General features: G+C 70.8%; 17 protein-coding genes, 1 rRNA gene, 1 pseudogene and 1 riboswitch (1 of these 20 running past the window's edge). Of the genes and pseudogenes, 14 read left to right on the top strand and 5 right to left on the bottom strand.

The features are described from left to right. The 12 genes from RZ50_RS24410 to RZ50_RS24355 all read left to right on the top strand — a co-directional run. Positions 1–1,394, top strand: a 23S ribosomal RNA gene (locus RZ50_RS24410) (it extends 1,643 nt beyond the left edge of the window). A gap of 99 nt (positions 1,395–1,493) precedes the next feature. Next, positions 1,494–2,114 (top strand): CDP-alcohol phosphatidyltransferase family protein, encoded by a 621-nt coding sequence (locus RZ50_RS24405; protein WP_196948368.1) that lies wholly within the window; start codon positions 1,494–1,496, stop codon positions 2,112–2,114. 123 nt (positions 2,115–2,237) lie between these two features. Continuing rightward, entirely contained in the window at positions 2,238–4,733 is a 2,496-nt protein-coding gene (locus tag RZ50_RS24400) for a mannose-1-phosphate guanyltransferase (protein ID WP_196948369.1), read from the top strand. Between the two features lie 189 nt (positions 4,734–4,922). Then, on the top strand, positions 4,923–5,990 hold the full coding sequence (locus tag RZ50_RS24395; RefSeq protein ID WP_308272195.1) for a DUF881 domain-containing protein: 1,068 nt from the start codon (positions 4,923–4,925) through the stop codon (positions 5,988–5,990). Further along, positions 5,987–6,319: a small basic family protein gene (locus RZ50_RS24390; RefSeq protein ID WP_196948370.1), complete on the top strand. Its 333-nt coding sequence runs from the start codon at positions 5,987–5,989 to the stop codon at positions 6,317–6,319. Before RZ50_RS24395 ends, RZ50_RS24390 begins: the two co-directional genes overlap by 4 nt. Continuing rightward, positions 6,312–7,442: a DUF881 domain-containing protein gene (locus tag RZ50_RS24385; RefSeq protein WP_308272192.1), complete on the top strand. Its 1,131-nt coding sequence runs from the start codon at positions 6,312–6,314 to the stop codon at positions 7,440–7,442. Before RZ50_RS24390 ends, RZ50_RS24385 begins: the two co-directional genes overlap by 8 nt. 565 nt (positions 7,443–8,007) lie before the next feature. Beyond that, a complete protein-coding gene (locus RZ50_RS30225) occupies positions 8,008–8,550 on the top strand; it encodes an FHA domain-containing protein (RefSeq protein WP_308272190.1) in 543 nt (180 codons plus the stop codon). Positions 8,551–8,729: 179 nt separating this feature from the next. Beyond that, on the top strand, positions 8,730–9,422 hold the full coding sequence (locus RZ50_RS24375) for a MerR family transcriptional regulator (RefSeq protein ID WP_196948378.1): 693 nt from the start codon (positions 8,730–8,732) through the stop codon (positions 9,420–9,422). A 97-nt stretch (positions 9,423–9,519) separates the two neighbouring features. After that, on the top strand, positions 9,520–9,996 hold the full coding sequence (locus RZ50_RS24370; protein WP_030303568.1) for a bifunctional nuclease family protein: 477 nt from the start codon (positions 9,520–9,522) through the stop codon (positions 9,994–9,996). A gap of 224 nt (positions 9,997–10,220) precedes the next feature. Further along, positions 10,221–10,862, top strand: coding sequence for a MerR family transcriptional regulator (locus RZ50_RS24365; protein WP_196948373.1), 642 nt, complete (start codon positions 10,221–10,223; stop codon positions 10,860–10,862). Positions 10,863–10,962: 100 nt separating this feature from the next. After that, positions 10,963–11,685 carry an ElyC/SanA/YdcF family protein gene (locus RZ50_RS24360; RefSeq protein ID WP_308272187.1) on the top strand — a complete coding sequence of 241 codons (723 nt, stop codon included), beginning with the start codon at positions 10,963–10,965 and terminating at the stop codon, positions 11,683–11,685. Between the two features lie 74 nt (positions 11,686–11,759). Beyond that, a complete protein-coding gene (locus RZ50_RS24355; RefSeq protein WP_196948374.1) occupies positions 11,760–13,145 on the top strand; it encodes a DNA polymerase IV in 1,386 nt (461 codons plus the stop codon). 143 nt (positions 13,146–13,288) lie between these two features. On the opposite strand, the gene RZ50_RS24350 is transcribed toward RZ50_RS24355, so the two are convergent. The 3 genes and pseudogenes from RZ50_RS24350 to RZ50_RS30215 all read right to left on the bottom strand — a co-directional run. Then, a complete protein-coding gene (locus RZ50_RS24350; protein ID WP_196948375.1) occupies positions 13,289–14,779 on the bottom strand; it encodes an MFS transporter in 1,491 nt (496 codons plus the stop codon). 166 nt (positions 14,780–14,945) lie between these two features. Further along, the gene (locus tag RZ50_RS30220) at positions 14,946–15,839 is read right to left on the bottom strand and encodes a DUF2382 domain-containing protein (protein WP_374199995.1); all 894 of its coding nucleotides are present in this window, start codon (positions 15,837–15,839) and stop codon (positions 14,946–14,948) included. Continuing rightward, positions 15,831–16,151: pseudogene (locus RZ50_RS30215) on the bottom strand (PRC-barrel domain-containing protein); the annotation flags it as partial. The pseudogene RZ50_RS30215 and the gene RZ50_RS30220, both read right to left, overlap by 9 nt. 224 nt (positions 16,152–16,375) lie before the next feature. Then, a riboswitch (glycine riboswitch) is annotated at positions 16,376–16,479 on the top strand. A 237-nt stretch (positions 16,480–16,716) separates the two neighbouring features. Between RZ50_RS30215 and gcvP the strand changes: the two are divergent. Continuing rightward, positions 16,717–19,617, top strand: a complete 2,901-nt coding sequence (gcvP, locus tag RZ50_RS24340; protein ID WP_196947579.1) for an aminomethyl-transferring glycine dehydrogenase — start codon at positions 16,717–16,719, stop codon at positions 19,615–19,617. 125 nt (positions 19,618–19,742) lie between these two features. Here gcvP and RZ50_RS24335 read toward each other — a convergent pair whose 3' ends face one another. Both RZ50_RS24335 and RZ50_RS24330 read right to left on the bottom strand, forming a co-directional pair. Beyond that, the gene (locus tag RZ50_RS24335) at positions 19,743–19,934 is read right to left on the bottom strand and encodes a DUF5999 family protein (protein ID WP_196947578.1); all 192 of its coding nucleotides are present in this window, start codon (positions 19,932–19,934) and stop codon (positions 19,743–19,745) included. 451 nt (positions 19,935–20,385) lie between these two features. Continuing rightward, on the bottom strand, positions 20,386–20,958 hold the full coding sequence (locus tag RZ50_RS24330) for a hypothetical protein (protein WP_196947577.1): 573 nt from the start codon (positions 20,956–20,958) through the stop codon (positions 20,386–20,388). Between the two features lie 363 nt (positions 20,959–21,321). Here RZ50_RS24330 and RZ50_RS24325 point away from each other — a divergent pair, with 363 nt between their 5' ends. After that, positions 21,322–22,827, top strand: a complete 1,506-nt coding sequence (locus RZ50_RS24325; protein ID WP_196947576.1) for a glutamate--cysteine ligase — start codon at positions 21,322–21,324, stop codon at positions 22,825–22,827. Positions 22,828–22,866 lie beyond the last annotated feature (39 nt).

Here is a 22,866-nt window from a genome sequence, read left to right as displayed (position 1 = left end):
GTCTGAGACCTGATGCCGAGCCGATTGTGGTGAAGTGGATGATCCTATGCTGTCGAGAAAAGCCTCTAGCGAGTTTCATGGCGGCCCGTACCCCAAACCGACTCAGGTGGTCAGGTAGAGAATACCGAGGCGTTCGGGTGAACTATGGTTAAGGAACTCGGCAAAATGCCCCCGTAACTTCGGGAGAAGGGGGGCCATTCCTGGTGATGGGCCTTGCGCCTTGAGCTGGGGGTGGCCGCAGAGACCAGCGAGAAGCGACTGTTTACTAAAAACACAGGTCCGTGCGAAGCCGTAAGGCGATGTATACGGACTGACGCCTGCCCGGTGCTGGAACGTTAAGGGGACCGGTTAGCTTGGATTCGTCCAGGCGAAGCTGAGAACTTAAGCGCCAGTAAACGGCGGTGGTAACTATAACCATCCTAAGGTAGCGAAATTCCTTGTCGGGTAAGTTCCGACCTGCACGAATGGCGTAACGACTTCTCGACTGTCTCAACCATAGGCCCGGTGAAATTGCATTACGAGTAAAGATGCTCGTTTCGCGCAGCAGGACGGAAAGACCCCGGGACCTTTACTATAGCTTGATATTGGTGTTCGGTTCGGCTTGTGTAGGATAGGTGGGAGACTTTGAAGCCGTGACGCCAGTCATGGTGGAGTCGTCGTTGAAATACCACTCTGGTCGTGCTGGATGTCTAACCTGGGTCCGTGATCCGGATCAGGGACAGTGTCTGGTGGGTAGTTTAACTGGGGCGGTTGCCTCCTAAAGGGTAACGGAGGCGCCCAAAGGTTCCCTCAGCCTGGTTGGCAATCAGGTGTTGAGTGTAAGTGCACAAGGGAGCTTGACTGTGAGACTGACGGGTCGAGCAGGTACGAAAGTAGGGACTAGTGATCCGGCGGTGGCTTGTGGAAGCGCCGTCGCTCAACGGATAAAAGGTACCCCGGGGATAACAGGCTGATCTTCCCCAAGAGTCCATATCGACGGGATGGTTTGGCACCTCGATGTCGGCTCGTCGCATCCTGGGGCTGGAGTAGGTCCCAAGGGTTGGGCTGTTCGCCCATTAAAGCGGTACGCGAGCTGGGTTTAGAACGTCGTGAGACAGTTCGGTCCCTATCCGCTGTGCGCGTAGGAGTGTTGAGAAGGGCTGTCCCTAGTACGAGAGGACCGGGACGGACGAACCTCTGGTGTGCCAGTTGTTCTGCCAAGGGCATGGCTGGTTGGCTACGTTCGGGAGGGATAACCGCTGAAAGCATCTAAGCGGGAAGCCTGCTTCGAGATGAGCACTCCCACCTCCTTGAGAGGGTAAGGCTCCCAGTAGACGACTGGGTTGATAGGCCGGATATGGAAGCCCTGTGAGGGGTGGAGTTGACCGGTACTAATAGGCCGAGGGCTTGTCCTCAGTTGCTCGAGAGAAGCCCCCGCCGGGTGAACCGGGCGGGGGCTTCTCTGTTGTAGGGTCAACATGCATTGTCATCACATGGGACAGGAGGCCCCCGGCGTGGAGGTCCAGGAGACGCGGGTCCAGACCGATCGCGTCCTCACCATCCCCAACCTGCTGAGCATGGGCCGGCTGGTCGGTGTTCCGCTCTTTCTCTGGCTCATTCTGTGGCCCGTCTTCGACGGTCCCAAGAACGATGGTTGGGCACTGCTGATCCTGGCGCTGAGCGGCGTCAGTGACTACCTGGACGGGAAGCTCGCCAGGCGGTGGGGGCAGATCAGCCGGGTGGGGCAGCTTCTGGATCCGCTGGCCGACCGGCTCTATGTGCTGTCCACGCTGGTCGGATTGACCTGGCGTGAGTTTCTGCCGTGGTGGGTGACGGCGATTCTGCTGGCCCGCGAGGTGTTTATCGCCGCGCTGCTGCCCATGCTGAACAAGCACGGTTACGGGCCGCTGCAGACGAGTTTCCTCGGGAAGGCCGCGACCTTCAATCTGATGTACGCGTTTCCGCTTCTGCTGCTCGGCGGCATGGACAACTGGATCGCGCGGCCGGCCGAGGTGGTGAGCTGGGCCTTCATCGTGTGGGGGACCACGCTGTACTGGTGGTCGGCCATTCTTTACGCGGTTCAGGCGCGGCAGATCATCAAGGCGAGCTCGTCGGGCTCGGCGTCCACTGTCTGAGACGTGATCTGAGAGAAGTCCCACGCCGTATCGGTGCGTCGGACGATACCTTCCGGGTAGAGAACCTCTGGAACGGTTTGATGGACCTGCAGGTTCAGCACCGCGAAGGAGGACTCACCCGTAATGAAAGCCGTTGTAATGGCAGGGGGCGAGGGAACCCGACTCCGCCCGATGACCTCCAGCATGCCGAAGCCGCTGCTTCCGGTCGCCAATAGGCCGATCATGGAGCACGTGCTTCGGCTGCTGAAGCGGCACGGCCTCTCCGACACAGTCGTCACCGTTCAGTTCTTGGCGTCACTGGTCAAGAACTACTTCGGTGACGGCGAGGAACTGGGCATGCATCTCACCTATGCCCACGAGGAGTCGCCACTCGGTACTGCGGGGAGTGTCAAGAACGCCGAGGACGCGCTCAAGGACGATTCCTTTCTGGTGATCTCCGGTGACGCGCTGACCGACTTCAACCTCTCCGAATTGATCGACTTTCACCGCAGCAAGAACGCTCTGGTCACCGTCTGTCTCACCCGGGTGCCGAATCCCCTGGAGTTCGGCATCACGATCACGGACGAGGACGGCCGGGTCGAACGCTTCCTGGAGAAGCCGACCTGGGGGCAGGTCTTCTCGGACACGGTGAACACGGGCATCTACGTGATGGAACCCGAGGTCTTCGACTACGTCGCTGCGGGTGAGTCCGTCGACTGGTCGAGCGACGTCTTCCCTCAACTCTTGAAGGAGGGCAAGCGGGTCTACGGCTACGTGGCCGAGGGCTACTGGGAGGACGTGGGCACCCACGAGAGCTACGGCAAGGCCCAGGCGGACGTCCTGGAGGGCAAGGTCGACGTCGAGCTCGACGGCTTCGAGATCTCGCCCGGTGTCTGGGTGGCCGAAGGGGCGGAGGTGGACCCCGAGGCCGTGCTGCGGGGGCCGCTGTACATCGGGGACTACGCCAAGGTCGAGGCCGGCGTGGAGATCCGCGAGCACACCGTGCTCGGCAGCAACGTGGTCGTCAAGCGCGGTGCCTTCCTCCACCGGGCGGTGGTGCACGACAACGTGTACGTGGGACCGCAGAGCAATCTGCGCGGCTGCGTGGTGGGCAAGAACACCGACGTGATGCGGGCCGCGCGGATCGAGGACGGCGCGGTGATCGGGGACGAGTGCCTGGTCGGCGAGGAGTCGATCATCGCGGCGAACGTCCGTGTCTACCCGTTCAAGACCATCGAGGCTGGCGCCGTCGTCAACACCTCGGTGATCTGGGAGTCCCGCGGGCAGGAACACCTCTTCGGGGTCCGCGGTGTCTCGGGGATCCTGAACGTCGAGATCACGCCGGAGCTGGCCGTCCGGCTGGCGGGTGCGTACGCCACGACGCTGAAGAAGGGGGCCACCGTCACCATCGCGCGTGACCACTCGCGAGGTGCGCGTGCGCTCAAACGGGCGATGATCTCGGCGTTGCAGACCTCCGCGATCGACGTCCGGGACCTGGAGAACGTGCCGATGCCGGTGGCCCGGCAGCACACGGCTCGGGGGAGTGCGGGCGGGATCTTCCTGCGGACCACGCCGGGGGTGCCGGACTCGCTGGACATCCTCTTCTTCGACGAGCGCGGCGCCGACCTGTCCCAGGCCGGGCAGCGCAAGCTCGACCGCGTCTACGCGCGCCAGGAGTACCGGCGGGCGTTCCCCGGTGAGATCGGGGACCTGACGTTCCCGTCCAGCGTCTTCGACTCCTACGCGGGCAACCTGCTGCGGACGGTGGACATCACGGGCGTCCGGGAGGCCGGGCTGAAGGTGGTCGTGGACACCGCGCACGGCAGCGCGGGGCTGGTTCTGCCGAGCATCCTCGGCCGGCTCGGGGTGGAGGCGCTCACCGTCTCCAGCGGGCTGGACGAGGCGCGGCCGACCGAGGACGCGGAGGAGCGGCGGGCCGGGCTGGCGAGGCTCGGCGAGCTGGTGGCCTCCTCGCGGGCGGCCTTCGGCGTCCGCTTCGACCCGGTCGGCGAGCGGGTGGCCTTCGTGGACGAGCTGGGCCGGGTCATCGACGACGACCGGGCGCTGCTGGTGCTGCTGGACCTGGTCGCGGCCGAGCGGCGCAGCGGTCAGGTCGCCCTGCCGGTGACCACGACCCGGATCGCCGAGCAGGTCGCGGCGTACCACGGAACCCAGGTCATCTGGACCACGACGACGCCGGACGACCTGGCGAAGGCGGCCTCCGCCGAGGGCACGGTGTTCGGCGGCGACGGGCGCGGCGGCTTCGTGGTGCCGGAGTTCAGCGGGGTGCTGGACGGCGCCGCGGCCTTCGTACGGCTGGTCGGCCTGGTGGCGCGCACCCAGCTCACGCTGAGCCAGATCGACGCGCGGATCCCGCAGGCGCACATCCGGCGCCGGGACATCGCGACGCCGTGGGCGGCCAAGGGCATGGTGATGCGATCGGTGGTGGAGGCGGCCGGCAGCCGGCGGCTGGACACCACGGACGGCGTCCGGGTGGTCGAGGCGGACGGACGCTGGACGCTGGTGCTGCCGGACCCGGCCGAGGCGATCACCCACCTGTGGGCCGAAGGCCCGGACGACGAGGCCACCGAGGCGCTGCTGGACGAGTGGGCGGCGGTGGTCGACGGCGCGGGGCGGTGACGACCTGAGCCCCTGGAGGGTCTGAACACGCGAGTGGTCCGATCGGCGGGGTGCGCGGTGTGGTCCGCGCACCCCGTTGTCCGGTTTCGCATCATTCGGAACGATCCATCACTTCCGTCATGTGTGCAGCGTGTGTGCAGCTCAGGGGCCGTGCGCTGGCCCCTTCGCCGACGTGGCACGATGGGCCGCATGCCAGCAACGCCGACGCCGAGTGCCCCGAACGGGCGGTACAACCGCCCGGACGCCTCGATGTCCCTGCTGACCAACGTGATGGACCACAGCCTGGACGAGGGCTACGCCGAGGCGGCCGCGGCCCGGGGCGGTGAGCGCGACAGTCGGATACCCCGGACGCTGCCGGGCCTGCTCACGCTGGGGGCGGGGTTGGCCCTGGTGGGGGCCGTGGTGACGGTCGGCGCGGTGAACGCGCACAAGGCGCAGCCGACGCTGGCCAAGGAGCGGGACGCGCTGATCCACCGGATCAACGACAGCAACAGCTCGGCCGACCAGCTCCAGAAGCAGGTCCAGGAACTCCGGCGCAAGGTTGACGACACGCAGCAGCAGGCGCTCTCCTCGGGGGAGGGCACTTCGGGCGGCGTGACCGGCGAGGTGGGGCTGGGGGAGGTCACCGGGCCCGGGGTGAAGCTGGTCCTGGAGGACGCCCCGGGGACGGGCAGCGGCGGCAACGTCGACCCGAGGGCCGGGCAGGGCTTCTCCAACAGCGGGCGGCTGCGCGACCGTGACCTGCAACTGGTGGTGAACGGCCTGTGGGGCAACGGCGCCGAGGCCGTTTCGATCAACGGCCAGCGGCTCACCGCGCTCTCCGCGATCCGGGCCGCGGGCGAGGCGGTCCTGGTCGACAACCGGCCGCTGGTGCCGCCGTACAACATCCAGGCGATCGGTGACGGGCCGAAGCTCCTCACCGCCTTCGAGAACGACATGGCCGGGCAGTACCTGAGGCTGCTCCAGGAGAAGTACGGCATCAGGTCGACGCTCTCGGCGCAGAAGAGCCTGACGCTGCCCGCGGCGGTCGGTGTGACGCTCCGGGACGCCCAGCCGGTCACGCCCGAGCCCTCGCCCACCGCGAGCCCGTCGGCGTCCCCGTCCGCCGGCCCGGCCGGAACTCCGTCGGGTGGCCCCGGAACCCCGGAGAGCGCCAGCGCGTCCGTTTCACCATCCGCCACCAGTGGTGGCCCGAGCCCCAAGCGGCGTCCGTCCAGCGGACCCGTCAAGACCACGACAGGAGCAGCTAGACCGTGATTGCCGTACTGGGTCTCGTGATCGGGGTGGTCGTCGGCGTCTTCGTCCAACCCGAGGTGCCGGACGCCGTCGTGCCCTACCTGCCGATCGCGGTGGTGGCGGCACTGGACGCGGTGTTCGGTGGTGTCCGGGCGATGCTGGACGGGATCTTCAACGACAAGGTGTTCATCGTCTCGTTCCTGTCGAACGTGGTGGTCGCAGCGCTGATCGTCTTCCTCGGTGACCAGCTGGGCGTCGGCTCGCAGCTGTCGACCGGTGTGGTCGTCGTCCTCGGCATCCGCATCTTCTCCAACGCGGCCGCGATCCGGCGCCATGTCTTCCGTGCCTGAGCCGGGCCGCGGGGAGGCGGAGGAGAAGAAGCCGGCGGCGGTCGAGGAGACCGCCGCGGGGCCGGACGCGCGGGCGGGTGAGGAGGCGGCCGGGAAGGCCGTCGGGTCGGCTGAGCCGGATCCGGAGCAGAAGTCCGTTCCGGAGGAGCCCGAGGCGGCCGAGGAGGCTGCCGGGGCCGAGGCGGAGCCGGCGAAGTCCGGCGCCGGGGACAAGTCTGACGCTGAGGCTGAGCTTGAGGCCGGGCCGCGGCAGCCGGAGCCGGCGGTACGCCTGACGAAGGCCGCGACGCCGGAACCGGGGCCCGCGACGCCGGAGCCCGTGGCCGGGCAGGAGCCGGAGACCGAGGGCGAGGCCGTCGAGCCGGAGCCCGCCGGGCAGGAGCCGGCCGCGGACCGGAACGCCGGTCGGCGGCGGCTGAAGGCGGCGCTGTGGCCGCCGAGGCTGTCGCGCGGGCAGCTGGTGGTGGCGCTGCTGCTGTTCTCGCTCGGCCTGGCGCTGGCGATCCAGGTGCGCTCGACCAACGACCACCACAGCCAGCTGCGCGGGGCCCGCCAGGAGGACCTGGTCCGGATCCTCGACGAACTGGACAGCCGTCAGCAGCGTCTCCAGCAGGAGAAGGCTGAGCTGGAGCAGTCCCTGGCCAAGTTGGAGAACAGCTCCAACCAGGCCAAGGAGGCCCAGGAGCAGACCAGGAAGAAGATGACGGAACTGGGCGTGCTGGCCGGTACGGTCAAAGCCACTGGTCCGGGCATCGTACTCACGGTCGATGATCCCCAAGGGCAGGTGAAGGCGGATATGCTGCTGGACACCCTGCAGGAACTTCGAGCGGCGGGGGCGGAGGCGATTCAGATCAACGATGTGCGCGTGGTGGTCAACACCTACTTCACCGACCTGTCGGGCGGCGGGGTGCAGATCGACGGGAAGAAGGTCTCACAGCCCTACCGCTTCACCGTCGTCGGGAACCCGCAGGACCTGACGCCCGCGCTGAACATCCCGGGAGGCGTCGTCCGCACGCTGGAGAGCCACCAGGCGCGGGCGACGATCACCCAGCAGCAGAAGGTGGTCGTCGACGCCCTCGTGGACCTGAAGACGCCGCAGTACGCCAAGCCGGCTTCGAAGTGACGGGGCGCCCGGCGAACGGCCCGTCACGGGCGGGTGGCACCCGGTTCGGGGCGCCGCCGTCGGGTGAGCGAGACTGGTTCGCACCGGTACGCTCCGTAGCATCAACCGCAGTACCAACCACCGGAGTACCGCTCCAGCGGGCTCGGGCCGTAACCGGGCCCGCAGCCCGTCCGAGGTTCTCACCCTGCCCCGCGGGCGGGTCTGTCACACGCAAGGGGATTCGCCCGTGAGTTTCTTCTCGAAGTTGTTCGGTCGCAACAAGGGCCGTAACGCGGCCTCCGTCGAGGCGCCCACCGCGCGGCACCGCAGGCCGGAGGACGAGCCGGGTGTGCCGGGCATGCGCCCCGCCCCCGACGCCGCTCCGTACGCGGGACAGCAGCTGTACCGTGATGGCGCGGCCGCCCAGTACGCAGGGAATCAGGCGAGCTACGGCGCGTCGGTTGACCCCTCCGGTGACCCGCGCATAGGTTTCCCGTCAGGACCCTCAACCTCTGGTGGAGGGTTTGCCCCGGAACCGTACGCCGGGCACAACCCGTCGGGTGTGCCGCGCCAGGAGGCTGTGAACATGGCTGGCCCCACTCCGTGCCCCAGGTGCGGCAACCAGAACCCGGCCGCGGCCCGCTTCTGTTCCAACTGCGGTGCCGCGCTGCGTGGTGGCCTGCTGCCCGAGGGGGCGGCGGAGACCACTTCGACCATCTCGATCTCCGGCCTGGAGTCGTACGACCCCACCACCACGACCGGTACCGGCGCGACGCCGGCCCTGTCGGCCGAGGTGCTGTCGGCGATCGACGCGCTGCCGCCGGGCTCGGCCCTGCTGATCGTCCAGCGCGGCCCGAACTCGGGCAGCCGGTTCCTGCTGGACTCGGACATCACCACGGCCGGCCGTCACCCCCAGGGCGACATCTTCCTGGACGACGTCACGGTGTCGCGGCGCCACGTGGAGTTCCGCCGCACCCCGGCCGGCTTCAGCGTCGCGGACGTGGGCAGCCTGAACGGCACCTACGTCAACCGTGAGCGGATCGACGAGGTGCGGCTGAACAACGGCGACGAGGTGCAGATCGGGAAGTACCGGCTGGTGTTCTTCGCCGGCCACAACCGGGGGTACTGAAACCAACATCGGCAGGAGCCCGAGTGAATACGAATCCCCCTTCCTCTTCTCTCGGGGCGGTCACCCCAGCGTCGTCCGGGTCCCAGGCGGACCGGGTCGGACGCGGGGTGGTCGCGGGCCCCAGACAGCCTCTCCGGCCGGACCGGCCCGCCGGGCGGCGGCGCGGTGGTGACGAACTGCTGAGCATCGGCGCGGTGCTGGCCGCCCTGCGCGACGACTTCCCCGAGGTCACCATCTCCAAGATCCGCTTCCTGGAGGCGGAGGGGCTGGTCGAGCCGCAGCGCACGCCCTCGGGGTACCGCAAGTTCAGCCCGGCCGACGTCGAGCGGCTGGCCTACGTCCTGCGGATGCAGCGGGACCACTACCTGCCGCTGCGGGTGATCCGCGAGCACCTGGACGCGATCGAGCGCGGTGAGAACCCGCCCGCGCTGCCCTCCGCCGACGCCCGGCCCGGGCCGCTGGAGGAGGCGGACCGCGAGCTGGTGGCCTCCGCGGACGGGCCCTCCGGGGTCCGGCTGGGCCGGGCCGAACTGCTCGCCGCCGCCGAGGCCGGGGAGCGGGAGCTGGCCGAGTGGGAGGCGTACGGGCTGGTCACGCCCGGCCCGGACGGCGGGTACGACGGCGAGGCGCTGCAGGTGGCCCGGCTGGTCGCGGAGCTCGGCCGGTACGGTCTGGAGCCGCGGCACCTGCGGGCGATGAAGGCGGCGGCGGACCGGGAGATCGCGCTCGTGGACCAGGTGGTGGCGCCGCTGCGGCGCCACCGCAACCCGCAGACCCGGGCGCACGCGGAGGCCACCGCGCGGGAGCTCGCGACCCTGTCCGTACGGCTGCACGCGGCGATGGTCCAGGCCGGCCTGCGGACCCGTGGGTAGCGTGCGGAGCGTCCTTCGCGCGGTGGGTGCACCGCGCTGACCAGCGGCGTCGGTCCTGCGCTTTCATATCCGGGGTCGGAGCCATAGGGTTGCCTGTGTGAATGAGCTCGACGTCGTGGGTGTCCGAGTGGAGATGCCTTCCAACCAGCCGATCGTGCTGCTGCGGGAGGTCGGGGGAGATCGCTATCTGCCGATCTGGATCGGCCCCGGCGAGGCGACCGCGATCGCCTTCGCCCAGCAGGGCATGACGCCGGTGCGCCCGTTGACGCACGACCTGTTCAAGGACGTCCTGGAGGCGCTCGGCCAGCAGCTCACCGAGGTGCGGATCACCGACCTGCGGGAGGGCGTGTTCTACGCCGAGCTGGTGTTCGCCGGCGGGGTCGAGGTCAGCGCCCGGCCGTCCGACGCGATAGCGCTTGCCCTGCGCACCGGTACGCCGATCTACGGGAGCGAGGAGGTGCTCGCCGAGGCGGGGATCGCGATCCCGGACGAGCAGGAGGACGAGGTCGAGAAGTTCCGCGAGTTCCTCGACCAGGTGTCGCCCGAGGACTTCGGGGGCAGCGGTCCGCAGTAGTGCGGACGGGTCTGACCGGCCGTGTCGTGTGCCGTTTTGCCAAAAACCGTCGGCCTACCCACACTAGGGGCACGAAAAACCACTCTCCTGAGTGATGTGGTTTGTCTGACCCGGCGTGGCGATCGTTGACGGGTCATAGGGGACTGCCTACCGTCAGGAGTGGCTGTCCGGGTGGCCGATGCCCGCGGTCGGGTTACCCGCAGCACGAGTGGACGGAGGTAGGCATGAGCAGCACCGGCGATGAGGCGGCCGCAGGAGGCCTGTGCGCCGTGCACGTGCCGCGCACCGCTCGCACCGTGAACCGGCCCAGGGTGGGGCGGTTCCCGGCCGTGCAACCGGGCCAGCCCGCGATCGAGCGGCTGGGCCCGACGTCCGAACTGATCGGTTTCCGCGGCCCGACGGCCTGTGCGGCGGCCGGCATCACCTACCGCCAGCTGGACTACTGGGCCCGCACCGGACTGCTGGAGCCCAGCGTCCGGACGGCGTACCCGGCGACCAGCCAGCGGCTCTACAGCTTCCGTGACGTGCTGCTGCTCAAGATCGTGAAGCGGCTGCTCGACGCGGGCGTCTCGCTCCAGAACATCCGGGTGGCGGTCGCCCATCTGCAGTCGGCCGACCACGCGGACCTGGCCGGGCTGACGCTGATGTGCGACGGCGCGACGGTGTACGAGTGCATCACGCCGCAGCAGGTGGTCGATCTGCTGAAGAGTGGTCAGGGGGTCTTCGGCATCGCGGTGGGAGCGGTCTGGCAGGAGCTGGAGCTGACCCTCGGGCGGCTGCACTCGGAGCGGACCGACACCGGTGAGACGCAGGTCGGGCACGACCCGGCGGACGAACTGGCGCAGCGGCGCAACCGGGCGGTCTGACGCACCGGTCGTCGTGAACGAGGCCGTGGGGCCGGACGGGGAACCGTTCGGCCCCACGGCCTCGTCGTGTTGCCTGGCGAAGCGATCGAGGGAGGGGCACGTGAGGGGCGGCACCGGCATATCAGGACTGCTGCGGCGTCGGGCCGGGGGAGTGCGGGCGCGGCTGCGGCAGCGCCGGACGCAGCGCAGGGTCTTCCAGACGGCGACGGTGCTCTGCTCGCTGGCGCTGGCGCCGAGCGCCTGGCTGTGGTTCTCGGCGGACGACCGGGTGGGCACGGTGGAGAGCGCGCCGTCCGCGCCGGTCGCGGTGGTCTTCGGCGCCGGGCTGGACCAGGGCAGGCCCTCGCCGTACCTGGAGCACCGGCTGGTCGCGGCCCTGGACCTGTACCGGGAGGGGAAGGTGCGGGCCATCCTGGTGACGGGGGACAACGGGCGGGTCGAGTACGACGAGCCGGACGCGATGTACCGCTACCTGACCGAGCACGGGGTGCCGGGCGAGCGGGTCGTCCGGGACTACGCGGGCTTCGACACCTGGAACTCCTGCACCCGGGCGCACCGGATCTTCGGGGTGGACCACGCGGTGCTGGTCAGCCAGGACTTCCACGTCCGCCGGGCGCTGGCGCTGTGCGAGGCGGCGGGGATCCGGTCGTACGCGGTCGGCGTGCCGGAGCTGCACGACTCCACCTGGCTGTACGGCGGGATGCGGGAGATCGCCGGAGCGGGCAAGGCGGCGGTCAACGCCGCGCTGCGGCCGGATCCGGTGTTCCTCGGGCCCCGGGAGGACGGCATCACCAAGGCGCTCGCGGAGGCGGCGAAGGAGTAGGCGCGGGCTCCACGGCCGGTCGGCGTCGGCCGGGGCTCGTACGCACTGTCGGACCCGTGCGCGATGATCGGCGGGTGCGATCTCTGCCGAGCATCATCCACCTCGACATGGACGCCTTCTTCGCGGCGGTGGAGCAGGCGTCCAAGCCGAGCCTGCGCGGCAAACCGGTGATCGTCGGCGGGCTGGGCGGGCGCGGGGTGGTCTCCACGGCCTCGTACGAGGCCCGGAAGTTCGGGGTGCACTCGGCGATGCCGATGGCGCAGGCGCGGCGGCTGTGCCCCAATGCGGCCTTCCTGGCCGGGCGGTTCGAGGCGTACCGGAGCAACAGCGAGATCGTGATGGGGCTGCTGCGGGAGCTGTCGCCGCTGGTGCAGCCGCTGAGCCTGGACGAGGCCTTCGTCGACCTGGAGGCCGGTCCGTACGGCCCGGCGCTGGCGCAGGCGGACCACGAGACGGGCGAGCGGCTGGTGCTGGCGCTGGCGGAGGACCTGCGGGCGGACATCCACCTGCGCACCGGGCTGACCGGCTCGGTCGGGGCGGCCGGCTCCAAGCTGATGGCGAAGATCGCCTCCGAGCAGGCCAAACCGGACGGGCTGGTGATGATCGAGCCGGGGCAGGAGCGGGCCGTGCTCGGCCCGATGCCGGTGCGGGCGCTGCCCGGGATCGGGCCGGCCACCGAGCAGGTGCTGCGGCGGGCCGGGCTGAGCACGGTGGCCGACCTCGCGGAGGCGGGGGAGGCGGAGCTGGTCCAGCTGGTGGGGCGGGCGCACGGCGCCGGGATCTTCCAGATGTCCATAGGGCTGGACGAGCGGCCGGTGGTGGCCGACCAGGACGCCAAGTCGGTCTCGGTGGAGGACACCTACGAGGTGGACCTGGCCGACCGGGACCGGGTGCTGCGCGAGGTGGAGGCGCTGGCCGCGCGGTGCGTACGGCGGCTGCGGGCGGCGGGCCGTTCGGGGCGGACGGTGGTGCTCAAGGTCCGGCGGTTCGACTTCTCGACGCTGACCCGCTCCGAAACCCTGGGCGGGCCCACCGACGACGAGGCCGTGATCACCGCGACGGCGCGGCGGCTGGCCGAGCAGGTGGACATCACCGGCGGGATCCGGCTGCTCGGGGTCGGCGTGGCCCAACTGGCCGACTACACCCAGGAGGACCTGTTCGCGCAGGCGCTGCGCGAGGAGGCGGCGGAGCACGAGCAGGCGCTGGAGGAGGCGGAGAGCGAGGAGGAGCCGGAGGCGGTCGTGGTGCGCCGCTGGCTGCCCGGGCAGGACGTCCGGCACGCCGAGTTCGGGCCGGGCTGGGTGCAGGGCAGTGGCGTCGGGCGGGTCACCGTACGGTTCGAGACGCCGTGGAGCGGGCCGGGGCGGGTGCGGACCTTCGCGGTGGACGACCCGGCGCTGGAGCCGGCCCGGCCGCTGCCGTTGCGCCGCGGCGAGGACGCGGACGGCGAGGGGGAGTGAAACGCGAAGCGGCCCCACCCGGTGGGGGGAGTACCGGGTGGGGCCGCATACCGTGCCGGACCCCCTACGTTCGTGATGCCCTCACGACGTACGGAGGCCGGGCCCCCGCGCCCTGTCCCTGAGCGCGGGGGGCGGACGCCTCGTCAGGCGTCGGTCTTGGCCAGCTCGGGGCTGGAGTCCTGTCGGGCCGAGCCGCCGAGGACGGTGACGGTCGGCTTGACGGTGCGGATCAGGAACGGGACGGCGCCGGCGACGATGCAGACGGCGGCCGCGGTCCAGAACGAGTGCTTGTAGGCGTCCAGGGTGGGCAGCGCCAGCGGGATCTGGGGCGGCAGCTTCATGGTGTCGCCGGTCAGGATCGCGGCCAGCACGGCGGTGCCGATCGCGCCGCCGACGGTGCGCAGCACGGAGTTCATGCCGTTGGCGATGCCGCTCTGCTCGGCCGGGACGGCGCCGTTGATGAAGGCGGGCATCGCGGAGAAGGCGAGGCCGACGCCGAGGCCGAAGATCGCCGAGGAGATGTAGATGTCGGCCTCGTGGCTGTGCCGCAGGGCCAGGTACGCCATCGCGACGGCGCCGAGGACGCCACCGAGGACCAGCGGCAGCTTGGGGCCGCGGCGGGAGATCAGCAGGGCGCCGAGCGGGGCGGCCACCATCGAGCCGATCGCGGAGGGCAGCAGCATCACGCCGGCGTGCAGGACGGTCGCGGTGAAGCCGTAGTGGGTGATCTTCTCCGGGGTCTGGGCGAAGTTGCTGATCACCATGAACGAGCCGTACATGCCGAAGCCGATGAGCAGGCCGGACAGGTTGGTGAAGGCGACGGCCGGACGGGACATCATCTTCATGTCCACCAGCGGGTGCGAGACCTTGGTCTCGACGATGCCCCAGATCAGGGCGACCACGGCGGCGACGGCGAACAGGCCGAGGGTCTTGGTGGAGGTCCAGCCCCAGTGGTTGCCCTGGCTGACCGCGACCAGCAGGGCGGAGAGCCAGCCGGCCAGGGTGATGGCGCCGAGCGGGTCGGCGCCGCCGTCCTTGTCGGTCACCGGGTCGGACGGGACGCGGAAGGCGACCAGGGCGACCGCGAGCAGGCCGAAGAGCAGGCCCATCCAGAAGATCGACTTGTAGTTCCAGTGCTCCAGCAGCAGGCCGGTCGCGACCAGGCCGAGGCCGGAGCCGACGCCCATCGAGGCGCTGATGGCGGCGACGCCGCCGGTGACCTTCTGCCGGGGCAGTTCGTCGCGGACGATGCTGATCGCCAGCGGCATCACACCGCCGGCGGCGCCCTGCAGGACGCGGGCGACGACGAGCCAGGTGAAGGAGTGGGTGCTGACCGCCAGCGCCGAACCGGCGACCAGGCCCGCCAGCGAGATCAGCAGCATCGGCTTGCGGCCCCGGAGGTCGCCGAAGCGGCCCAGCAGGGGAGTCAGCACGGCCGCGGAGAGCAGGTTGGCGGTCATCAGCCAGGTGACGCTGGAGGACGAGACGTCCAGCTCCCTGGCCAGCGAGGGCAGGATCGGGACGACCGCGGTCTGCACCACGCTGTAGGACAGCATCGCCAGGATGAGGGCCGGCAGGACCCGGGCGCTGCTCTGCTTCTCGGCCGCGGTGGTGGGCTGTGGTGCCTCACTCACGGTTGCTTCCTCCCGTACATAGTGAATGAACTGAAGTAACCATGCAGGGAGATAGTTCAGAGTGTCAAATATCGAGCGGTTAAGCTTTGGCAAAGGAGAATTGTCGGGGGCGTGGCAAGGGCCCCGGACGCGGTCCGGGGCCCTTGACTGGTGCGGGGGGATGGGGTCAGACGAACGGGCGCAGGGGTGCGGGGCGCGAGTTCTCCGAGGTGGAGGTGGTGGGGGTGGGCGTCGAGGGGGGTGAGAGGGGCGAGGGGGCCGCAGTGGCGGCGGACGCCGCGTCGTCGTGGATCTCCACGTGCTCGCGGCGGAGCTCGTCCCGGATCACCTCCTCGGTGGAGTAGCGCTCGACCACCAGGCGGACCCGCTCGATCGGGACGACGTGCTTGCGGACCACAGCACGCTCCTCACGGAGGGTGACCTCCTCCACGGCCTCGGCGAGCTCCTTCTCGGTGAGGGGGGCGCGCTCGGCCTCGCTGACCGGCGTCCGCTCCACCCGGACCCGCTCGCGGACCACCGGGACGCGGCGCTCGACCCGCTCGGTGGTCACGTACTTGCGCAGCTTCGCGGTGCCGACGACGTGCCACTCGGTGGTGATGTCCAGCCGCTCCTCGCGGCAGGTGATCTCGACCGGGCTGCTGGGTGCGGCGGGGGCGGGGGTGCCGGGGGTGGGCGCGGGAGCGGTCGTGGGGGTCGGGGTCGCCGCGGTCGGGGCGGGCTGCCGTTTGGGTTCGGCCGCGGGGGCGGTCGCGACCGGGGCGGGCCGCGGCTTGGGTTCGACCGCGGGGCCGACGGGGGCGGGGCTGACAGGGGCGGGGCCGACGGGAGTGGGGGTGCCGAGGGTCCGCACGTTGGCCTCCGGGGCGGTGTCGGTGGTGGGTCCGGCCGGGGTGGTACCGGCGACGCTGGTGGTCGGGGCGGGCTCGGGGGAGCGGAAGGCGGACGGCTTGGCGGCGGGCGCCGTGGTGCCGAAGTCGAGGTCCGGTTGGGCGGCCGGGCCGGGCTCCCCGTTGAGTTGGGTGGTCGGGCCGGGCTCCCCGTTGATCGGAAGGCCGTCCACCGGCGTGTCGAGGCCGTAGTAGCGGTAGAGCTGGAGCTCCTGGGCGGGCGACAGGTGCTGGCCGACGCCGAAGTCCGGCGAGTCCTTGACCAGCGACTTGTCGTACGGGACCCGGAGCTCGTCGCCCGAGAACTCGCTCGTGGTCAGCGGGACGAAGGCGTCCCGGCCGAAGATGCCGGTGCGGACGGCGGCCCACTCCGGCCGGCCGGTGGCGTCGTCCAGGTACACCTCGTCGACCGTGCCGATCTTGTCACCGTTGCGGTCGACCGCTTTGTGCCCGATGAGGTCTCGGGGGTCGATGTCGGTCTGCACTCTTGCCTCCAGTGCGCTGTGCCTGCGGAATCCCCGCAGGTACGGCGGCCGGAGCACCCGTTCCGTCCGCCACTTCACACCAAAAGCCATGAATCGGACGGATGCATCCGGGGTGCGTCCGGACGGGTCCGGGCTCGCCCGTCCGGGGGACGCGCGTAGACCCCGAGTGGCCTGACGCCCCCGTGATCGCGGGGCCTCCCGCTGGTACCCTGGGCGGCGACTGCCGAGCCCGCTCGGGAGAGTCTCCGATCGCGAAAACCGCTGGTCGGGGCGCCGAAGGAGCAACTCCTCCCCGGAATCTCTCAGGCATCCGTACCGTGCGGGATAGGTCACTCTGGAAAGCAGGGCAGGAGCGCCGGCGCGGGAGCCGGCGATCACCACCCTCACCGACGGTGCAAGCCGACGAAGCGCCCACAGCGCGACGTGCGGGCGAAGCTCTCAGGTCCCGATGACAGAGGGGGAGGCCTGTCGGGTCCGTTCGCCCAGGCCGGCCGCTGTCCGCAGCGGCGAGGCCGACCGGCGTGCGTACCCCCCGCCGGTCCGTGACCAGGAGGCCTCGACCACCATGAACGCCCAGCCGAACGCGGGACGCCCCACCGGCGCCTCGACCCTCACCGAGCTTGAGCTGGCCAGCCCCTTCGAGAACCGCCACATCGGCCCCGACGCCGCCGCCCAGGAGAAGATGCTGGCGTCGGTCGGTTACAGCTCGCTGGACGAGCTCGCCGCCACCGCCGTTCCCGAGGCCATCCGTTCCATCACCGGCCTGGACCTGCCGGCCGGCCGCACCGAGGCCCAGGTCCTCGCCGAGCTGCGCGAGCTGGCCGGCCGCAACCGGGTGCTCCAGCCGATGATCGGCCTGGGCTACTACGGCACCTTCACCCCGCCGGTGATCCTGCGCAACGTCATGGAGAACCCGGCCTGGTACACCGCCTACACGCCGTACCAGCCGGAGATCTCGCAGGGCCGCCTGGAGGCGCTGCTCAACTTCCAGACCGTGGTCTCCGACCTGACCGGCCTGCCCACCGCCGGCTCCTCGCTGCTCGACGAGGGCACCGCGGCCGCCGAGGCGATGGCGCTGGCCCGTCGCGTCACCAAGGTCAAGGGCGGTGTCTTCCTGGTCGACGCCGAGACCCTGCCGCAGACCGTCGCGGTGATCAACACCCGGGCCGTGCCGACCGGCGTCGAGGTCGTCGTCGCCGACCTGTCCGAGGGCATCCCGGCGGAGATCGCCGAGCGCGGCGTCTTCGGCGTGCTGCTGCAGTACCCGGGCGCCACCGGCGTGGTCCGCGACCTCACCCCGGTGATCGAGCAGGCGCACGGCCTGGGCGCGATCGTCGCGGTCGCCGCCGACCTGCTGGCGCTGACCCTGCTCAAGTCCCCGGGCGCGCTGGGCGCCGACATCGCCTGCGGCACCTCGCAGCGCTTCGGCGTGCCGATGGGCTTCGGCGGCCCGCACGCCGGCTACCTGTCGGTGCGCGCCGAGTACGCCCGCTCGCTGCCCGGCCGCCTGGTCGGCGTGTCCGTCGACGCCGACGGCAACCGCGCCTACCGTCTGGCGCTGCAGACCCGCGAGCAGCACATCCGCCGCGAGAAGGCCACCAGCAACATCTGCACCGCCCAGGTGCTGCTCGCCGTGATGGCCTCGATGTACGCGGTCTACCACGGTCCGGACGGCCTGGCCGACATCGCCCGCCGCACCCACCGCTACGCCGCCGCCCTCGCCGAGGGCCTGCGGGCCGGCGGCGTCGAGCTGCTGCACGGCGAGTTCTTCGACACCGTCACCGCCGTCGTCCCGGGCCGCGCCGCCGAGATCGCCGAGGCCGCCCGCGCCCACGGCATCAACGTGCACCAGGACGGCGAGGACCGGATCTCGGTCTCCACCGACGAGACCACCACCCGCGAGCACCTGGCCGGCGTCTGGGCCGCGTTCGGCGTCCCCGCGGTCGAGGCCGCCGAGGCCGCCGACGCGCTGCCCGCCGCGCTGCTGCGCGAGGACGAGTACCTGACCCACCCGGTCTTCCACAGCCACCGCTCGGAGACCGCCATGCTGCGCTACCTGCGCCGCCTGTCGGACCGGGACTACGCGCTGGACCGCGGCATGATCCCGCTGGGCTCCTGCACCATGAAGCTCAACGCGACCACCGAGATGGAGGCCGTGACCTGGCCGGAGTTCGGCCAGCTGCACCCCTTCGCGCCGATCGACCAGGCCGAGGGCTTCCTGAGCCTGATCCGCGAGCTGGAGCGGCAGCTGGTCGAGGTCACCGGCTACGACGCCGTCTCGATCCAGCCGAACGCGGGCTCCCAGGGCGAGTTCGCCGGTCTGCTGGCCGTGCGCGCCTACCACCACGCCAACGGCGACACCCAGCGCGACGTCTGCCTGATCCCGTCCTCGGCGCACGGCACCAACGCCGCCTCCGCGGTGATGGCCGGCATGCGCGTGGTCGTGGTGAAGACCCTGGTCGACGGCGACGTGGACGTCGAGGACCTGAAGGCCAAGATCGAGCAGCACCGCGACAGCCTCGCCGTGCTGATGGTCACCTACCCGTCGACCCACGGCGTGTACGAGACCCAGATCACCGACATCTGCGCCCTGGTGCACGAGGCCGGCGGCCAGGTGTACGTGGACGGCGCCAACCTGAACGCCCTGGTCGGCCTCGCCAAGCCGGGCAAGTTCGGCGCGGACGTCTCGCACCTGAACCTGCACAAGACCTTCTGCATCCCGCACGGCGGTGGCGGCCCGGGCGTCGGCCCGGTCGCGGTGCGCGCCCACCTGGCGCCGTACCTGCCGAACCACCCGCTGCAGGCGGAGGCCGGCCCGGCCACCGGTGTCGGCCCGATCTCGGCCGCCCCGTGGGGCTCGGCGGCGATCCTGCCGATCTCCTGGGCGTACGTCCGGCTGATGGGCGGCGAGGGCCTCAAGCACGCGACCCAGGTCGCGGTGCTGAACGCCAACTACATCGCCAAGCGCCTGTCGCCGCACTTCCCGGTGCTCTACACCGGCCCGGGCGGGCTGGTCGCGCACGAGTGCATCATCGACCTGCGCCCGCTGACCAAGGAGACGGGCGTGACGGTGGACGACATCGCCAAGCGCCTGATCGACTACGGCTTCCACGCGCCGACGATGTCCTTCCCGGTGGCCGGCACGCTGATGATCGAGCCGACCGAGTCCGAGGACCTGCACGAGATCGACCGGTTCTGCGACGCGATGATCGAGATCCGGGCCGAGATCGACAAGGTCGGCTCGGGCGAGTGGGAGGCCGAGGACAACCCGCTGCACAACGCCCCGCACACCGCCGCCTCGCTGGCCGGCGACTGGGCGCACGGCTACTCGCGGCAGGAGGCCGTCTTCCCGGCGGGCGTGAACCCGGCGGACAAGTACTGGCCGCCGGTGAGCCGGATCGACGGCGCGTACGGCGACCGCAACCTGGTCTGCTCCTGCCCGCCGCTGGACGAGTACGGCGTCTGACCGGTTCGGCGGTACGGCATGCGGCAGGGCCCCGGCGGAATCACTCCGCCGGGGCCCTGCCCGTCGTGCTCTCGTGTCGTCGGTCGGCGGCTGCCCCCGCCGTGCGTGCTCGGGCCGGTGCCGGCTCAGGCAGCGTGGGCGACGGGGCGGCGCGGGGCGATCACCCGGCCGTCGGGCAGCAGCTCTCCGGTGTCCTCGAACAGCAGGACGCCGTTGCAGAGCAGGCTCCAGCCCTGCTCCGGGTGGCAGGCCACCGGCACGGCCGCCTCGCGGTCCTCGGACTCGGCCGGTGGGCACTCAGGACGGTGCTGGCACATACGCGTACCCTCGCTTCGCTCTGCGATCCTCCCCCGTGGTGCGGTCCCGGGAGGTCGTGCCGTCCGGGGCCGCCGCGGCAGCCGGATCCTGTCCGCGCGCCGACCAGGTGTGGACCGGCGCTCAAGTGGGTAGGACAGGTGGTCCTTCCACGCTGGTTCCCAGTGTCGGCATCCGTGGACGAGAGCGCAGGGATTTCGTGACATGCGCCACAACTCCCGGGCATAGATCACCCGTTCAGGTGGGGCCAAGGGGAAATGACGCACCGATGGGTCAGCTGGTGCATGGCCCGGTCGGGCCATGGCGGATGACCTGCCCGGGTGGTAACCGCTGGGGTGGGGCGGTCCGGGAGGGGTGCTTCGGCGGGTGGCGAAGCGCACGGGGAGGAGCACGGGGAAGGGCCGCCGGGCGGGCGGCCCGGCGGCCGGTGCGCGGGGGTGGGGACCGTACGGCTCAGGAGGAGCCGAGCAGCAGCGGCCGGGCGAGCGGGGTGCGGACGAGCAGCGGCAGCAGTTCGGCGGCCGGGCGGGCGCGGTGGGCGGTGACGCCGAGGGGGGCCGGGGCGAGCGGGATCAGCAGGTCGGCGGAGGCGTCGGCGTCCGGGCTGTGCAGCCAGAGCGCCGTCGCGTACTGGCCGGGAAAGGTGAGCAGCCGGGGCTGTCGGCGGGAGCGGGAGCTCTGGGCGAGCTGCCAGGCCTCGCGCAGAGCCCGGATCGTCGAGTGCAGGTAGGGGCCGGCGGTGAAGTGGGAGAAGGTGTGGCCCTCGGCGCTCTGCACCACCTCGGCGGCGGCGGCCACCTCGGTGCCGTCCTTGATCAGGAAGCGCCAGCCGGTCCGGCGGGCCGCGGGCAGCTCGGGGCGCGGGCCGTCCAGGACGTGCACCGCGAGCGGATGCGCGGGGAGTAGTGGACCGGTCGGATGACGCAGCGCTGCGGCGGCGGGCTGGCGCAGCGCGGTCTCCGAGTCGAGCGCGCCCAGGACCGCGCGCAGGGCGCTCGGCGGGGGCTGGGGGGTCTGCAGGGTCATGGCGGGGTCCGCCTCTCCAAGCGAGATCGGCGTGCGAGTGCGGCATACCGGCGTGGCGCGGCGCGTCTACGGTGACGGGACCGGCCGTGTCCGGTTGTGCATGATCGCGGTGCCGGCGCTGCCGTTGCCGACGAGGGCTTCGGGGCGGGCGCGGACCGGCGGGAGCGCAGTGCGATTTCATCGAACAAGTGCGCAGGGTGACCTGTTTATCACAGGCGGTGGTGTCGAGCAAGTCCACAGATGGTCTGAATTTCCGTCAGCTGCCTTGCATTGCAAGCCAGTACAAGCGTTCGGGTATCGATCTTCGGGACGGGCATGATGCTTGCACGGTCGGTCGGCCGGGTGGCTCAGGAGGAGGGGACCATGGGCGAGAAGGTCGTGGCGACTCGAGCGGATCTGGCGGACCGGCAGCAGTACCGGGTCAAGCTCCAGGCCTGTCTCGACGCGCTCGGGCGGATGCTGCGGGAGGACCGCTTCGACCGGCCGAGGGCGGTGATGGGGCTGGAGATCGAGCTCAACCTGGCCGACGAGCAGGGCCTGCCGGCGATGAGCAACGCCCAGGTGCTCAGCTCGATCGGCTCCAGCGACTTCCAGACCGAGCTGGGGAAGTTCAACATCGAGGTCAACGTCGCTCCGCACCGGCTCGGCGGGCACGTCTTCGAGGAACTGCGCGAGGAACTCGACACCGGGCTGCGCTACGCCGACCGGCGGGCGGCCGAGGCCGGCGCCCGGATCGTCATGGTGGGCATCCTGCCGACCCTCGAACACGCCCACACCGGGCTCGACGCGATGAGCCACAACCAGCGGTACAGCCTGCTCAGCGACCAGATCCTGGCCGCCCGGGGGGAGGAGATCGCGCTCGACATCGAGGGCGTCGAGCACCTCCAGCTGGAGTCCATCACCATGGTGGCGGAGGCCGCCGCGACCTCGCTGCAACTGCACCTCCAGGTGACCCCGGAGCGGTTCTCCTCGGTGTGGAACGCCGCCCAGGCACTCTGCGGGCCGCAGCTCGCGCTCGGCGCCAACGCGCCGTTCCTGTTCGGGCGGGAGCTGTGGCGGGAGACCCGTCCGGTGCTCTTCCAGCAGGCCTGTGACACCCGTTCGGCGGAGCTCAAGGCCCAGGGCGTGCGCCCGATCACCTGGTTCGGCGAGCGCTGGGTGGATTCGGCGTACGACCTGTTCGAGGAGAACCTGCGCTACTTCCCCGCGCTGCTGCCGATCTGCGACGACGAGGACCCGCTGAAGGTGCTGGCCTCCGGCGGCGCGCCCAGCCTCGCCGAGATGCGGCTGCACAACGGCACCATCTACCGCTGGAACCGGCCGATCTACGACATCGCCGGCGGCGTCGCGCACCTGCGGGTGGAGAACCGGGCGCTGCCGGCCGGGCCGACGGTGGCCGACACCCTGGCCAACGCGGCCTTCTACTACGGGCTGGTGCGGGTGCTCGCCGAGCAGCCCCGGCCGGTCTGGACCCGGCTGCCGTTCGAGCGCGCGGACGAGAACTTCCGGCAGGGCGCCCGGTACGGCATCGACGCGGTGTTCCACTGGCCGCGCCCCGGCCGGGCGGGCCGCGGCGGCGGGCTGACCACGGTGTCCGCCGTCGACCTGGTGCTGAACGAACTGCTGCCGATGGCCCACCAGGGCCTGGACGAGTGGGGCGTGGAGCCGGCCGACCGGGACCGCTACCTGGGGATCATCGAGCAGCGCTGCCTGCGCCGCACCAACGGCGCGGCCTGGCAGAGCGCGACCTTCCACCGGCTGCGCGAGCGGTACGGGATGGACCGCCCGGCGGCGCTCGCCGCGATGACCAGGCGGTACGCCGAGCACATGCGCGGCGGCGAGCCGGTGCACACCTGGCCGGTCGGCTGACCGGCCCCGTACCTGGCGGGCCGGGCGGTCGGGACGCTG

The organism is Kitasatospora sp. SUK 42 (assembly GCF_015776785.2).
Classification (GTDB): domain Bacteria; phylum Actinomycetota; class Actinomycetes; order Streptomycetales; family Streptomycetaceae; genus Kitasatospora.
This window is presented reverse-complemented; position numbering and strand designations above follow the sequence as displayed.

Bases quoted from the DNA above. Each gene is read 5' to 3' on its own strand.
- RZ50_RS24400 (WP_196948369.1), top strand. From the start codon at position 2,238: ATGAAAGCCGTTGTAATGGCAGGGGGCGAGGGAACCCGACTCCGCCCG.
- RZ50_RS24395 (WP_308272195.1), top strand. From the start codon at position 4,923: ATGCCAGCAACGCCGACGCCGAGTGCCCCGAACGGGCGGTACAACCGC.
- RZ50_RS30225 (WP_308272190.1), top strand. From the start codon at position 8,008: ATGGCTGGCCCCACTCCGTGCCCCAGGTGCGGCAACCAGAACCCGGCC.
- RZ50_RS24365 (WP_196948373.1), top strand. From the start codon at position 10,221: ATGAGCAGCACCGGCGATGAGGCGGCCGCAGGAGGCCTGTGCGCCGTG.
- gcvP (WP_196947579.1), top strand. From the start codon at position 16,717: ATGAACGCCCAGCCGAACGCGGGACGCCCCACCGGCGCCTCGACCCTC.
- RZ50_RS24335 (WP_196947578.1), bottom strand. From the start codon at position 19,934: ATGTGCCAGCACCGTCCTGAGTGCCCACCGGCCGAGTCCGAGGACCGC.
- RZ50_RS24330 (WP_196947577.1), bottom strand. From the start codon at position 20,958: ATGACCCTGCAGACCCCCCAGCCCCCGCCGAGCGCCCTGCGCGCGGTC.
- RZ50_RS24325 (WP_196947576.1), top strand. From the start codon at position 21,322: ATGGGCGAGAAGGTCGTGGCGACTCGAGCGGATCTGGCGGACCGGCAG.